Source organism: Fusicatenibacter saccharivorans, assembly GCF_027667425.1.
Classification (GTDB): domain Bacteria; phylum Bacillota; class Clostridia; order Lachnospirales; family Lachnospiraceae; genus Fusicatenibacter; species Fusicatenibacter saccharivorans.
Map to the genome: position 1 here is coordinate 25,921 of NZ_JAQEGR010000004.1, position 15,394 is coordinate 41,314.

The following is a 15,394-nucleotide window of genomic DNA, read 5'->3' on the forward strand; positions in this document are numbered from 1 at the left end:
ATTGAGTATGAAATATGCCTACAAAAACGGAAAAATCCTAAACGGAACGAAAGATATGCAGGTTCAGACCGGTCTGATCATTCTGACGGAAGGAGAAAAAATCGCAGCGATTGTCCCGGAAGAAACCAGACTTTCCGGCTATACGGAGATAGATCTGCAGGGAAAATACATCATGCCCGGACTGATCAACATGCATGTCCATCTCGCAGGCAATGGAAAACCGCAGAAGAAGCAGCGCGACAACGCAAAACTCGTCAAAACCCTGATGAGCAACAGAATTTCCCGCGCGATCGCCTACCGCATGGTAGCAGGCTTCGCAAAAGATGAACTGCTAAGCGGCGTTACCACGATCCGCACGGTCGGTGGTCTTGGCACTTTCGATACACGGCTGCGCGATGAAATCAAAGCCGGTAAAAAGACCGGCCCGAGAATCCTTGCCGCAAACGAGGGAATCTCTGTAGCGGGCGGGCACATGGCAGGTTCGGTAGCGATCGCAGCAGAGAGTATCGATGCGGCAGTCGCCCATGTAGATGAGGCAAAATGCGAAAATGTCAACCTGATCAAGCTGATGATCACCGGCGGTGTGCTGGATGCCAAAGAAAAAGGCGTTCCGGGAGAACTCAAAATGGCACCGGAAATGGTAAAAGCCGTCTGTAACCGGGCGCATGCACTCGGCTATCAAGTCGCCGCCCATGTCGAATCGCCGCAGGGTGTCCGCGTGGCACTGGAAAACGGTGTGGATTCGATCGAGCACGGTGCAAAAATGGATGACGATATGATTCGCCTGTTCAAAGAAAAGAATGCATTTCTATGTACGACACTGTCCCCGGCCCTGCCGTATGCGCTGTTCGACCGTTCCATCACCAACGCAACTGAGATAGAGCAGTTCAATGGTAACGTTGTTTTCGAAGGAATCATAGATTGTGCGAAAAAAGCCATCGCCAACGACATCCCCGTCGTCCTCGGAAACGATGTCGGCTGTCCGTGGATCACGCAGTACGACTTCTGGCGGGAACTCTTTTACATCCATAAATATGTCGGCGTCTCCAACGCCTTCGCGCTTTACACCGCAACCGCCCGCGCCGCCGAAATGGCCGGAATCGGAGCCGAAACCGGAACCATCGAGCCCGGCAAATCCGCCGATCTTATCGTGACCGTCGAAAACCCGCTTGAGGATCTTCGTGCTCTCCGCAAAGTAGAGATGGTCGTCACACAGGGAAGAAAAATCGATCATCCTCAGGTAAAAATCAATCCGGTGGTCGCGGCAGAGCTGGATCAATTTCTGGTGGAATAAAGGATACGACGGAGAAGACAAAAAAGATGGAAGAGAACAAAGAATCACAGGAAAATTTACAGGAAAAAAGAGAACAGGCTCTTTGGAGGCTTCATGAGGAACGGACAGAAGAAGCCCTGTGGGACTGCGTTGTCGCGTTCCAGGAGTTTGAATTCCATACGTATTCCGGTCTGCCGTATTCCTACCATATGAAATATGGAAGAAGCGGCACCTACACCAAAGAACTCTGGATCGACCGCCGGGAGAAAAGTAAAAGCCTTGTCTGGAGTTCCGTCCGGGCTGCGTATCATAAGGTGCTGGAACTGCAGGAAGAAAGTGCAAGACCAGTTGTCGATCGCCCGAAGGATCTGGGGGATATCCGCGGAATTACGTATATCTACGGGATTTTTTACGCGTTCGGGCTGCTGGAAATGCCGGAGAAGGCAAAAGAGAAACTCGCCATGCAGACGGAGGTACAAAAAACGCCGGAAAAATAAAGTTTCAGCCAATGCAGGACTTGACAACCACTAAATGGGTGGTATAATCTAAAAATATCGAGAGCCGAAAAAGCAATCGAAGCAAAAAAACAAAGCGTAGAAGAGACGAGTAAATCACAGCGAATGTGACAGAGAGAAACCCCATCTGGTGGTGCAAGGGTTTTCGCAGGAACGTGATCGAAGACCAGCTCTGAGCGGCCCCAATCCGGCCCGGTGATTCCGTTATCGTCAAATGAAGTGGTTTGAAAAAACAAAATGGGTGGAACCGCGGTGAATGAAAATACATCGTCCCTTTTGACAGCACAGGCGTGTCAAAAGGGACTTTTTTTGTGACAATTCAGAGCCATGCAAAAGGGAAGAAAAAATCGCGAAGCATGCTTGCATGAGTGAGCGCTTTTTTCCTGAATTTCATATGGCGAGAAGCCACATCGAGATGTAGCTCGGAACAGTTATCCCACAGATGCGCTTAAGAAAAAATATACAAAGAAAGAGGTAAAAGCAAATGATCATCACACTGAAAGATGGAAGTGCCAAAGAGTACTCCGAACCGAAATCCATCATTGAGATCGCAGCAGACATCAGCGAAGGCCTTGCAAGAATGGCCTGTGCAGGTGAAGTAAACGGAGAAGTAGAAGACCTTCGTACCGTGATCGACAAAGATTGCAATCTTTCCATTCTGACCTTCAACGATGAAGGTGGAAAAGCAGCATTCCGTCACACCACATCCCATATCATGGCACAGGCAATCAAGAGACTGTACCCGGAGACCAAGCTTGCAATCGGACCGTCCATCGCAGACGGATTCTACTATGATGTAGACAGAGAGACTCCGCTCACCAGCGAAGACCTTGAAAAAATCGAAGCAGAGATGAAGAAAATCGTAAAAGAGGATCTGAAACTGGAGCGCTTCGAACTGCCGAGAGCAGAAGCCATCGCCTTCATGAAAGAAAAAGAAGAGCCATATAAAGTAGAACTGATCGAAGATCTGCCGGAAGACGCAGTCATCAGCTTCTATCGCCAGGGCGAATTCACGGACCTGTGCGCAGGCCCTCATCTGATGAGCACAAAGCCGGTCAAAGCCTTCAAACTGACCAGCCTTGCAGGCGCATACTGGAGAGGCAGCGAGAAAAACAAGATGCTGCAGAGAATCTACGGAACTGCATTCACAAAGAAAGCAGAGCTTGAAGAGTACCTCCACATGATCGAGGAAGCAAAGAAGCGTGACCACAGAAAACTCGGAAAAGAGCTCGGCCTGTTTATGATGAGTGAGGACGGCCCGGGATTCCCGTTCTTCCTTCCAAAAGGAATGGATCTGAAAAATGCGCTGATGGATTACTGGCGTGAAATCCACAGAAAAGCAGGATACGTAGAAATCTCCACTCCGATCATCCTGAACCGTCGCCTGTGGGAGACCTCCGGTCATTGGGATCACTACAAAGAAAACATGTATACCACCGTCATCGACGAGGAAGATTATGCAATCAAACCGATGAACTGCCCGGGCGGCGTTCTCGTTTACAAATCCGAGCCTCGTTCCTACCGTGATCTGCCGCTGCGTCTGGCAGAGGTTGGTCTGGTACATCGTCATGAGAAATCCGGCCAGCTGCACGGCCTGATGCGTGTACGCTGCTTCAACCAGGACGATGCCCATATCTTCATGACACCGGAGCAGATCAAAGACGAAATCAAAGGCGTTGCAAACCTGATTGACCAGGTTTACAAACTGTTCGGATTCAAATATCACGTAGAGCTGTCCACCCGTCCGGAAGACAGCATGGGAAGCGATGAGGACTGGGAGGTAGCAACCGAAGGTCTCCGTGGCGCACTCGATGATCTTGGCCTTGACTATGTAGTCAACGAAGGCGACGGCGCATTCTATGGCCCGAAGATCGACTTCCATCTGGAAGACTCCATCGGAAGAACGTGGCAGTGCGGTACCATCCAGCTTGACTTCCAGCTGCCGCAGAGATTCGAACTGGAATACACAGGAGCAGACGGAGAGAAACATCGTCCGATTATGATCCACCGTGTTGTTTACGGTTCTGTTGAGCGTTTCATCGGTATCCTGATCGAGCACTTTGCAGGTGCATTCCCAACCTGGCTTGCACCGGTACAGGTAAAGGTTCTGCCAATCTCCGACAAATACGCAGATTACGGCAAGAAGGTTCTGGACGCCCTTCACGAGGCAGGCATCCGCGCAGAGATGGATACCCGTTCCGAGAAGATTGGATATAAGATCCGTGAGGCACAGGGACAGAAGATTCCATACATGCTGATCGCCGGAGCAAAAGAGGAAGAGGCAGGTCTTGTATCTGTCAGAAGCCGTTTTGCAGGTGATGAAGGCCAGAGAAGCCTGGAGCAGTTTATCGCAGATATCAAAGAAGAAATCGCAGGCCGCGTTAACCGCCCGGTTACTGTTGAAACAAAAGAAAATAAATAAGGTAGGTGTCAAAAAAATTGACACCTATGATACCAGATTGCTCCGTACTTCGTACTCCCGCAATCTTCAAAACATTCGTACTCCGCTCATTTTTCTTCGAAAAATGGCTACTTACTCATGTTTTGGCGTGTCCAAAATTTAAAAATCCTCGTGCAAGCTTTGCTTGCGTCGGATTTCCAAACTTTGGACACTGGTATTATCAAATAAATAAAGCATAAAAAATTACCTCTTGGAAATAATGGTTTCTATGCGGGCGAAACCGCAGAAAACTAAATTTCAGGAGGTAATTTATTATGCCAGCATTAAGTTGTTCCGCTATGACCTGTGTTTACAACCAGAACGAGCTCTGTTCCAAAGGAGATATCCGCGTAGGCGGAAGCGAAGCCAAAAGCTCCATGGAAACGTGCTGCGAGAGCTTCAAGGAGCGCGGTGAGGGCACGATGTCCAACTCCACCGGCTGCGGCTGTACGAAAATCGGTGTCGACTGCAAGGCGCAGAACTGTACCTTTAACGACAACTGTAAATGCGAAGCCGGAGACATCCATATCGCCGGAGACAGCGCATGCAGCTGCCAGGAAACCGAGTGCAGCTCCTTCCGCTGTAGCTGCGGGAGATAAATACGAAAAAATGCGAAAATCAGTATTGACAACAGGATGGGAGAGTGCTATACTGCAATAGTCTGAGAAAAAGAAAGTAGAGTATCCACTCTCACCCTAGCGCAAACACGCGACTACGGTCCAATATTGATCTTAAGTTCTCTTTGTGTAGAGATTTATGTACAATGTTAAGTGGATAGTCTGTCTATCCACTTTTCTTGCGTTATCAGTCAAATCCGGTCCGGTGAGCCGAGTTTGATTTCGTTACACCGCAAAAGCGGGAACACAGTCTTTTATAATGATGGAGGTGCACTACAATTAGCGAATTAATGATTAATGAGCAGATCAGAGACAGAGAAATTCGTCTGATCGGTCAGAACGGAGAACAGCTTGGAATTATGTCTGCCAGAGATGCGTACCTGAAAGCACAGGAAGCAGGTCTGGATCTTGTGAAAATTGCTCCGACAGCGAAACCGCCGGTTTGCAAAATTATCGACTACGGAAAGTACAGATATGAACTGGCCCGCAAGGAAAAAGAAGCAAAGAAAAAACAGAAAACAATTGAAATCAAGGAAGTTCGCCTTTCTCCAAACATTGACACCAATGATCTTAATACCAAAGTAGGTGCAGCCCGCAAGTTCATTACAAAGGGAGACAAAGTAAAAGTAACACTTCGTTTCCGCGGCCGTGAGATGGCACATATGAACAGCAGCAAATACATCCTCGATGAATTTGCAGAGAGTCTGTCCGATATTGCAACGGTTGACAAAGCGCCGAAGGTGGAAGGCAGAAGCATGACCATGTTTTTGACGGCTAAACGTTAAAATACATTTGAATCAATATCAAGGAGGAAATTAAAATGCCAAAGGTAAAAACAAGCAGAGCAGCTGCAAAGCGTTTTAAAACAACAGGAACAGGAAAATTAGTAAGAAATAAAGCTTACAAGAGCCATATCTTAACCAAGAAATCTCAGAAGAGAAAAAGAAACCTGAGAAAACAGACTACTGTTGATGCAACAAACGTAAAGAACATGAAGAAAATCTTACCTTACATGTAATTTTTGCAAGGTAGAGTTACGCCCAACAGATCAAGGAGGAAAATAAGAAATGGCAAGAATTAAAGGCGGCATGAACGCTAAGAAAAAACATAACAGAGTATTAAAACTGGCTAAAGGTTACAGAGGAGCCAGAAGCAAACAGTATAGAGTAGCAAAACAGTCCGTAATGCGCGCACTGACCAGCTCCTACGCAGGAAGAAAACAGAAAAAACGTCAGTTCCGTCAGCTGTGGATCGCTCGTATCAACGCAGCAGCAAGAATGAACGGTCTGTCCTACAGCAAATTTATGTATGGTCTGAAACTGGCAGGCGTTGAGCTGAACCGTAAAGTTCTGGCTGACATGGCAGTTAACGATGCAGAAGGATTTGCAACACTGGCTGAGCTTGCAAAAAGCAAAGTAGCATAAGTAAAAACATATTCTGTGTGAATATACGAAGAAGCTGTGAGAACCGGTAAGGGGATCGCAGCTTCTTTTGAAATATAGAAAAACATGAGGTGAATATGAAAAAAAGCAAAGTGGCAGTGGTTGCCTGTCCCGACTATGAGCCGGCGCACGTAAAGGAAAGCCTGCAAAAGGGATTGGAAGCAATTGGCGGCCTGGAATCTCTGATCGGAAAAGAAGAGAATATCTTATTAAAACCAAACCTCGTCCGCTCCGCAAAACGCGAACGCGCCGTCGTGACCGACCCGGAAGTTATGGATGCCCTGATCACGATTTTGCAGGAAAATGGCTATGAGAATATTTCCTGCGGCGATTCCTGCGGCCTTGGCACCCCGGAGGGCATTGCAAAGGAAGCCGGGCTGAAAGAGGTGCTGGAAAAACACAACGTTCCGCTGAAGGATTTCCTTACGAGCGAGCGCGTAGAAACCGCCGATGGCAAATTTCTGATGATTGCGAAAGATGCACTCGATTGCGACGCCCTCATCAGCGTCAGTAAAATGAAAACCCACGCGCTGGAACGCATCACCGGAGCTGTCAAGAACCAGTACGGCTGCATCAGCGGCGTCTACAAAAAACTCGGCCACACGCAGTATCCGAACGATGAGAGCTTCGCACACATGCTGATCGAGCTGAACCAGAAAGTCGCCCCGCGCCTCTATATCTGCGACGGAATCGTAGCAATGGAAGGCAATGGTCCGACTTCCGGCGATCCGGTTTCGATGGGAGTTCTTCTTATGTCCACCGATCCGATCGCGCTGGATACCGTGTTCTGCCATCTGGTGAACCTCGATCCGTCGTATGTGCCGACAAATCTCTACGGGGAAACGCTCGGCCTTGGAACGTGGCACGACGACCGCATCGAAATCGTGACAGCGGATGGCACCATATCCGAGAAAGAACTGAAAAGAAAGTACGGAAATCCAAACTTCAACGTCGACCGCCGCAAAGCCCGCAAAAAAGGAGCCCTCGACCTGCTCGAGATCCTCGGGGTCTTCCAGAGCCGCCCCTATATCATAGAAGAAAAATGTAAAAAATGCGGCGTCTGCGTCGAGAGCTGCCCGGTGGAAGGGAAAGCCGTCCGCTTTGATAACGGCCTCAGAAATCCGCCGGTCTACGATTATAAAAAGTGCATCCGCTGTTTCTGCTGTCAGGAAATGTGCCCGCATCAGGCAATCCAGGTAAAGAAACACCGTCTGCCGTGGGAAAAATAAGGGAGCTATCCTACAAAGTGACTGGAAAAGCAAAAAGAGAAGTGTTATACTTGAAACCGGACAAAATTTAGTACAGGAGGAACAACACCATGGAATTAGAAACTTTAAGAAGTGATATGATAGCAGCAATGAAAGCCAAAGACAAAGCGAGAAAAGAGGCCATCTCTTCCCTGATCTCCGCAGCAAAGAAAGTAGCCATCGACGAGGGCTGCCGCGATGACATCAAACCGGAGCTGGTAGACCGCGTCATCTTAAAAGAGCTGAAGACCGTAAAAGAGCAGATCGATACCTGCCCGGCATCCCGTGAGGACTTAAAAGCAGAGTATCAGTTCCGCTATGACGTCATCAGCGAGTATGCACCGAAACAGATGAGTGCAGACGAAGTCAAAGCCTACATCCAGGAGAAATTCGCAGACGTTCTGGCAACCAAGAACAAAGGTGCCATCATGAAGGCCGTTATGGCAGATATGAAAGGTAAAGCAGACGGAAAAGTCATCAACCAGACCGTTGCAGAACTGTGCAAATGAATATCATCAACATCGAACACATCAGCAAACTGTTCGGCGATAAACTGATTTTTGACGATGCTTCCTTCGGCCTGCAGGAGGGCGACAAGGTCGGCATCGTCGGAATCAACGGAACCGGAAAATCCACGCTGCTGCGCATGGCAGCAGGAGAGGAGACCCCGGATTCCGGCCAGATTATCCGCCAGAACAACCTCAAAATGGCCTATCTTCCGCAGACACCGGAATTTCCAAAGGATGCCACCGTGCTGTCCTACGCCCTTTCCGGTGATGAGGAGGAATGGCAGGTGCAGAGCAACCTTGTACAGCTCGGTATCACCGAATACGACGCAAAACTCGACACTCTCTCGGGCGGCCAGCGCCGCAAGGTTGCCCTGGCAAAAGTGCTTGCGTCCGATTTTGACGTCCTGATCCTCGACGAGCCGACAAACCATCTCGACAATGCGATGCTCTCCTGGCTCGAGAATTACCTGAAAAATTACCGCGGAACCGTCTTTATGGTCACCCATGACCGTTATTTCCTGGATAAAGTGTCGAACCGCATCCTCGAAATCAGCCACGGAAAAATGTACAGCTACGATTCCAACTATTCCCGTTTTCTGGAACTGAAAGCTGAGCGCGAGGAGATGGAACTCGCCTCTGAACGGAAACGCCAGAGCATCCTGCGCATGGAACTCGAATGGGCGAAACGCGGCTGCCGCGCAAGAAGCACAAAACAGCGCGCAAGACTCGAACGTCTCGAAGTACTCAAAAATGGCACGGCACCGACCGCAGACGCTGTCGTGGAGATGGATGCTGTCGAGACCCGCATGGGAAAGAAAACGATTGAATTCCATAACGTCAGCAAAGCCTTCGGCGATAAAACGCTGATGAAAGATTTCGAATACATCTTCCTGCGGAACCAGAGTGTCGGCATCATTGGCCCGAACGGCTGCGGAAAATCCACAATGCTGCGGATGATCACCGGAGAAGTCCTGCCGGATGCGGGAACCATCGAAATCGGCGACACGATCCGCATCGGCTATCTGGCACAGGAAGAGCCGGACATGGATACGAATCAGCGCGTGATCGACTACGTGAAAGATATCGCTGAGTATGTCCAGACCCGTGACGGCCGCATCAGCGCATCGCAGATGCTCGAACGCTTCCTGTTCACACCGGATATGCAGTACACCCCGATTTCCAAACTCTCCGGAGGCGAAAAACGGAGACTGTATCTCTTATCCGTCCTGGTGAGCGGCGCCAATGTTCTGATCCTCGACGAGCCGTCCAACAACGTTGATATCCCGACCCTGACCGTGCTTGAGGATTTCCTGAACACGTTCGTCGGCATCGTCATCACCGTTTCCCACGACCGCTATTTCCTGGATAACGTCGTGGACCGCATCTTTGAATTCGACGGAAACGGAAATCTTCTGCAGTACGAGGGCGGCTACACCGATTACCTCGAAGCAAAAGAACGCCGTTTCGGCGGAAGTGCGGAAGAAACGGCAAAAGCAGCGCCGTCCAAAACGTCCGCGGACGAACCTGCAAAGTCAAAGAACAATGACTGGAAGCAGAACCGTCCGACCCGCCTGAAATTTACGTTCAAAGAACAGCGCGAGTACGAGACCATCGATGACGATATCGCCGCACTCGAGGAAAAGATTGCATCGCTTGACGATCAGATGCTCAAAAACGCCACCAACTCTGCAAAGCTCGCCGAACTGATGGCGGAAAAAGAGAGGACCGAAGCTGCTCTGGAAGAAAAAACCGAGAGATGGGTTTATCTCACCGACCTCGCAGAACAGATTGAGGCGCAGAATCAGAAATAAAAGAAGCAAAGGAACTGTCCGCAGAAGAGAAAAAATATGCGGGCCGTTCCTTCTTTTTTTTATCGAGAAATTCGACGCGGAATTACCAGAAGTTGTAAAAAACTTGTATTTTTCCCTGAACACCCACAGAAAATCTGGACAGAATGCCCAATCGGTGTTATAATTCAAACACTGGACATAGTGGCATTGCCATGCCCTTATCCGGGTTTTTCGAAGCGCGGAGGCAACCGAAACCCGGCAGAACACCAACCTGAGAAAAGCCAAAGTAATTTTTGGTCATCATTTTTTAAGGAGGATAAAATCAAATGGCTAGAAAGATGAAAACCATGGATGGTAACCAGGCTGCAGCACATGCGTCTTATGCGTATACCGACGTAGCAGCTATTTACCCAATTACCCCTTCATCCGTTATGGCGGAGCATACCGATGAGTGGGCAACCCAGGGAAGAAAGAACATTTTCGGACAGGAAGTTCAGGTAACTGAGATGCAGTCTGAGGCAGGAGCAGCAGGTGCAGTACACGGATCACTGGCAGCCGGAGCTCTTACTACAACCTACACCGCATCCCAGGGACTTCTTCTGATGATCCCGAACCTTTATAAAATTGCCGGCGAGCAGCTCCCGGGCGTATTCAACGTATCCGCTCGTGCCCTTGCAAGCCACGCACTTTCCATCTTCGGAGATCATTCAGACGTTTACGCCTGTCGTCAGACCGGAGTCGCAATGCTCTGCGAATCCAGCGTACAGGAGGTTATGGACCTGACACCGGTTGCACACTGTGCAGCACTGAAAGGCAAAGTTCCATTTATCAACTTCTTCGACGGATTCCGTACCTCCCACGAGATTCAGAAAATCGAGACATGGGATTACGAAGATCTGAAAGACATGGTAGATATGGATGCAGTAGATGCATTCCGTAAACATGCCCTGAACCCGAACCATCCGTGCCAGAGAGGATCCGCACAGAACCCGGATATCTTCTTCCAGGCAAGAGAAGCATGTAACCCGTACTATGATGCTCTTCCGGCAATCGTACAGGAGTACATGGACAAAGTAAACGAGAAAATCGGAACCGATTACAAACTGTTCAACTATTATGGAGCAGCAGACGCTGAGCACGTAATCATCGCTATGGGTTCTGTCTGCGATACCATCGAGGAGACCATCGATTACCTCGTAGCAGCAGGCAAGAAAGTCGGCGTTGTAAAGGTACGTCTGTACCGTCCGTTCTCCGCAGAAGCACTCATCAATGCAATTCCGGAGACTGTAAAACAGATTTCCGTTCTGGACAGAACAAAAGAGCCGGGATCTCTTGGCGAGCCTCTGTACCTGGACGTAGTAGCAGCATTAAAAGGCAGCAGATTCGAGAGCACACCGGTATTCACAGGTCGTTACGGACTTGGTTCCAAGGACACCACACCGGCTCAGATCGTTGCTGTATATGAAAATACAGAGAAACAGAGATTTACCATTGGTATCGTAGACGATGTTACCAATCTGTCTCTGCCGGTTGGCGCTCCTCTGGTAACAACTCCGGAAGGAACCATCAACTGCAAATTCTGGGGACTTGGCGCAGACGGTACCGTAGGTGCAAACAAGAACTCCATCAAGATCATCGGTGACAACACAGACATGTACGCACAGGCTTACTTCGACTATGACTCCAAAAAGTCCGGCGGTGTAACCATGTCTCACCTGCGTTTCGGAAAGAAACCGATCAAATCTACATACCTGATCCACAAAGCAAACTTTGTTGCATGCCACAATCCTTCCTATGTGAACAAATATCACATGGTAGAAGAGCTGGTAGACGGAGGAACCTTCCTTCTGAACTGTCCATGGGATGAAGCAGGACTGGAAGAGCATCTGCCAGGTCAGGTAAAAGCATTCATCGCAAACCATAACATCAAATTCTATGTGATCGACGGCGTTAAGATCGGTATCGAGACCGGCATGGGACCGACCCGTATCAACACCATTCTTCAGTCTGCATTCTTCAAGCTTGCGAAGATCATTCCGGAAGAAAAAGCCATCGAACTCATGAAAGCAGCAGCAAAAGCTACCTATGGCCGTAAAGGTGATGATGTCGTAGCAAAGAACTGGGCAGCTATCGATGAGGGTGCAAAACAGATCAAAGAAGTTGCAGTTCCGGAAAGCTGGAAAAATGCAGAAGACGAAGGTTTGACCACAACTCATGCAGAGAGCGGCCGCGCTGACGCTGTTAAATTCGTAAATACCATCCAGGCAAAAGTAACTTCCCAGGAAGGAAACAACCTGCCTGTATCCGCATTTGCAGACTACGTAGACGGAACAACTCCGTCCGGCACATCCGCATACGAGAAACGTGGTATCGCCGTAAACGTACCTGTATGGAATCCGGAAAACTGTATCCAGTGTAACAGATGTTCCTTCGTCTGCCCACACGCTGTTATCCGTCCGGTTGCCATGACCGCAGAAGAAGCAGCAGCAGCTCCGGAAGGCATCCAGACCATGCCGATGACCGGTATGCCGGACTACACCTTCACAATGGCTATTTCCCAGCTTGACTGTACCGGATGTGGTTCCTGTGCAAACGTATGCCCGGGCAAGAAGGGTGTGAAAGCGCTGGCTATGGAAAGCCTTGCAGCACACGAAGCAGAGCAGAAATACTTCGACTATGCAGCAGCTCTCCCGGAGAAGACCGACGTTGTAGCAAAATTCAAAGAAAATACCGTAAAGGGCAGCCAGTTCAAGAAACCGCTGCTTGAGTTCTCCGGCGCATGCGCAGGCTGCGGCGAGACTCCTTACGCAAAACTGATCACCCAGCTGTTCGGTGACAGAATGTACATCGCAAACGCAACAGGATGCTCTTCTATCTGGGGCAACTCCTCACCGTCCACTCCTTACACCGTAAACGAGAAAGGACAGGGCCCGGCATGGTCCAACTCCCTGTTCGAGGACAACGCAGAGTTCGGTTATGGTATGCTTCTTGCTCAGAAAGCAATCCGCGGCGGCCTGAAAGCCAAAGTTGAAGCTGTTATGAACTCTGAGAAAGCTCCGGAAGAAGTAAAAGCAGCATGCAAAGAGTATCTGGATACCTTTGAATGCGGCGCAACCAACGGAACTGCAACCGAGAAACTTGTAGAAGCAATCAAAGACGCTGACTGCGACGTTTGCAGAGACATCGTTAAGAACAAAGACTTCCTCGCTAAGAAATCCCAGTGGATCTTCGGTGGTGACGGATGGGCTTACGATATCGGATTCGGCGGCGTAGACCACGTACTTGCCAGCGGAAAAGATATCAACGTAATGGTATTCGATACCGAGGTTTACTCCAACACAGGCGGACAGTCCTCCAAAGCTACTCCGACCGGTGCAGTTGCACAGTTCGCAGCAGGCGGTAAAGAAACCAAGAAGAAAGATATGGCAAGCATCGCAATGAGTTATGGCTATGTATACGTAGCACAGATCGCTATGGGCGCTGATTACAATCAGGCAGTCAAAGCAATCGCAGAGGCAGAGGCATATCCGGGACCGTCCCTCATTATCGCTTACGCTCCGTGTATCAACCATGGTATCAAGAAAGGTATGAGCAAAGCACAGACCGAGGAGCAGCTCGCTGTTCAGACCGGATACTGGCATTGCTTCCGCTTCAACCCGGCACTCGCTGCAGAAGGCAAGAGCGCATTCACACTGGATTCCAAGGCTCCGTCAGGAGATTATCAGGAATTCCTGAACGGCGAGGTACGTTACAACTCTCTGAAACGTGCAAACCCGGCGAAAGCAGAAAGACTGTTCGGCAAGAACGAGCAGGAAGCAAAAGACCGTTACACTTACCTGAACAAACTCGTAAAACTGTACGGCGCAGAAGAAGAGTAATTCTTTTTCCTTAAAAAGAATTTGAAAAAGGAGAGAAGTCATACTTGAGAGAGTATGGCTTCTTTCTTTTTGGGAGAAAAAATGAATTAGCGACATTTGGCAATAGTTTTGTATCGTTTGTCAACATTTTTATCCCGGAAAATGTTGACAAACGATACATTTTTGCGCAAGAAGGCTTTGAGATATGGTATAATGTGCGTATCACGATATAATGAGCGTTAGCGAGAGGAATTTTATTATGTTGAAAATATATCTTGGAGAAATGAAAGGTGCAATCTATCATCCGCCAACCTATTTTGATAATTGTTATGAAGATGAATGGCTGACCACGCCACTGGCAAAAGAAATGATCCGCGATGTGGATCGCTCGGAGGTAATCAGTGCGCATCTGATTGACAGCCCGGTGCTTGGTCCGATTCCACCGAAAGATTTATCCGGAGGAATCAAAACGTTGCTGCTGATGGCATACGATACAGACGGAAAGATCTTTAATGCCTCCGTATGTGGAGATAATTGTGCAAAATGGATTTTAAAATTAGGAGAGCAAAAGGATCTGACGATTAATCTGCGTCATGTGATGCGGTTTGGCAAAGATCCTTTTGAAATCCTGATTTTAAATACAGGGACTATTGTGCGGAATATGTCCGAATTTGTAGATGTTGCCGAGGCTTATGTATAGGTGGATGTATGAAGGGAAAGAAAAGAGTTATTATTCAAAATAACAGAGTTCATTATGAATTTGTGATAAAGCGTAATATTACAATCATCCAGGGGGATAGTGCATCAGGAAAAACAACACTGGTAAATATGATCCGGCAGGCAGAAAATTTAGGGGAGTCCAGCGGAATCAACGTTTCCTGTGAAGTACCGTGCAGAGTGCTGGAAGGTGTTAATTGGAAAATTATTTTGGAAAACAGCCGGGAAAGCATCTTTTTCATAGACGAGGAGAATTATTTTATAAAAACAGAAGAATTTGCTTCTGCCATACGGGGTTCAGAAAATTATTTTGTATTGATTACGAGAGAAAACTTATATAATTTGCCGTATAGTGTAGAAGAGATTTATGGATTGCATGTTTCCGGAAAATACAGAGATACCAGAAAAATATATCAGAAAATGTATCAGATCTATCCCAAAACAGCACGGCTTCCTGTTAGAGTACAAAAAATAATTACGGAAGATTCCAATTCTGGGTATCAATTTTTTGAAAATGTATGTGCAGAAAGGAATATTACATGTGAAAGCGCTGGTGGAAAAACAAAAATACCGGAAATGATCGGCAAGGCAGGAACAGAAGAAACCTGTATTATTGCGGACGGTGCTGCAATTGGAGCAGAAATGAATCTTCTCAGCAATAAAATAGAGGAAAAACAGAACGTACATTTATATTTACCGGAGTCTTTTGAATGGCTGATTTTAAATTCAGATCTTTTACAGGACAAAGAGGTTCGTAAAATTCTGGAAAATCCAGAAGATTATATCGACAGCACAGAGTTTTTTAGCTGGGAACAATATTTTACAAAATTGCTGATTCAGAAAACAGAAGGAACATATTTGCAGTATAAAAAAGCAAAATTAAATCCATCTTATTTGCAGGATAAAAATAAAAACAAAATACTGGAGAGTATACAAGGGATTCAGTGGAAAATAAAATCCTTAAAATAGCAAAAATAATGAAAGAAT

The 15,394-nt window shown here is 47.9% G+C and carries 13 protein-coding genes; all 13 read left to right on the forward strand.

Translation table 11 applies throughout. The features are described from left to right. Nucleotides 1–7 precede the first annotated feature (7 nt). Nucleotides 8–1,294, forward strand: a complete 1,287-nt coding sequence (locus PGS38_RS04635; protein WP_270475978.1) for an amidohydrolase family protein — start codon at nucleotides 8–10, stop codon at nucleotides 1,292–1,294. Between the two features lie 26 nt (nucleotides 1,295–1,320). Beyond that, complete coding sequence (locus tag PGS38_RS04640) at nucleotides 1,321–1,770, forward strand: hypothetical protein (RefSeq protein WP_243001876.1); 450 nt, start codon at nucleotides 1,321–1,323, stop codon at nucleotides 1,768–1,770. A gap of 502 nt (nucleotides 1,771–2,272) precedes the next feature. Beyond that, nucleotides 2,273–4,210, forward strand: coding sequence for a threonine--tRNA ligase (gene thrS / locus PGS38_RS04645; protein WP_270475979.1), 1,938 nt, complete (start codon nucleotides 2,273–2,275; stop codon nucleotides 4,208–4,210). 293 nt (nucleotides 4,211–4,503) lie between these two features. Beyond that, complete coding sequence (locus tag PGS38_RS04650) at nucleotides 4,504–4,827, forward strand: DUF1540 domain-containing protein (protein ID WP_055266509.1); 324 nt, start codon at nucleotides 4,504–4,506, stop codon at nucleotides 4,825–4,827. A 308-nt stretch (nucleotides 4,828–5,135) separates the two neighbouring features. Continuing rightward, complete coding sequence (gene infC / locus PGS38_RS04655; protein WP_022461743.1) at nucleotides 5,136–5,630, forward strand: translation initiation factor IF-3; 495 nt, start codon at nucleotides 5,136–5,138, stop codon at nucleotides 5,628–5,630. 35 nt (nucleotides 5,631–5,665) lie between these two features. Continuing rightward, nucleotides 5,666–5,863 (forward strand): 50S ribosomal protein L35, encoded by a 198-nt coding sequence (gene rpmI / locus PGS38_RS04660; RefSeq protein ID WP_022461742.1) that lies wholly within the window; start codon nucleotides 5,666–5,668, stop codon nucleotides 5,861–5,863. Between the two features lie 49 nt (nucleotides 5,864–5,912). Continuing rightward, entirely contained in the window at nucleotides 5,913–6,269 is a 357-nt protein-coding gene (rplT, locus tag PGS38_RS04665) for a 50S ribosomal protein L20 (RefSeq protein ID WP_022461741.1), read from the forward strand. Nucleotides 6,270–6,364: 95 nt separating this feature from the next. After that, nucleotides 6,365–7,516 carry a DUF362 domain-containing protein gene (locus PGS38_RS04670; protein ID WP_270475980.1) on the forward strand — a complete coding sequence of 384 codons (1,152 nt, stop codon included), beginning with the start codon at nucleotides 6,365–6,367 and terminating at the stop codon, nucleotides 7,514–7,516. An 89-nt stretch (nucleotides 7,517–7,605) separates the two neighbouring features. Continuing rightward, nucleotides 7,606–8,043, forward strand: coding sequence for a GatB/YqeY domain-containing protein (locus tag PGS38_RS04675; RefSeq protein ID WP_055221697.1), 438 nt, complete (start codon nucleotides 7,606–7,608; stop codon nucleotides 8,041–8,043). Continuing rightward, nucleotides 8,040–9,854: an ABC-F family ATP-binding cassette domain-containing protein gene (locus tag PGS38_RS04680; protein WP_270475981.1), complete on the forward strand. Its 1,815-nt coding sequence runs from the start codon at nucleotides 8,040–8,042 to the stop codon at nucleotides 9,852–9,854. The genes PGS38_RS04675 and PGS38_RS04680 overlap by 4 nt, the downstream gene beginning before the upstream one ends. 305 nt (nucleotides 9,855–10,159) lie before the next feature. Then, nucleotides 10,160–13,711: a pyruvate:ferredoxin (flavodoxin) oxidoreductase gene (nifJ, locus tag PGS38_RS04685; protein ID WP_270475983.1), complete on the forward strand. Its 3,552-nt coding sequence runs from the start codon at nucleotides 10,160–10,162 to the stop codon at nucleotides 13,709–13,711. A gap of 238 nt (nucleotides 13,712–13,949) precedes the next feature. After that, nucleotides 13,950–14,390, forward strand: a complete 441-nt coding sequence (locus PGS38_RS04690) for a DUF4869 domain-containing protein (protein WP_055227895.1) — start codon at nucleotides 13,950–13,952, stop codon at nucleotides 14,388–14,390. A gap of 8 nt (nucleotides 14,391–14,398) precedes the next feature. Beyond that, entirely contained in the window at nucleotides 14,399–15,376 is a 978-nt protein-coding gene (locus PGS38_RS04695; protein WP_055227896.1) for a hypothetical protein, read from the forward strand. Nucleotides 15,377–15,394: the final 18 nt, after the last annotated feature.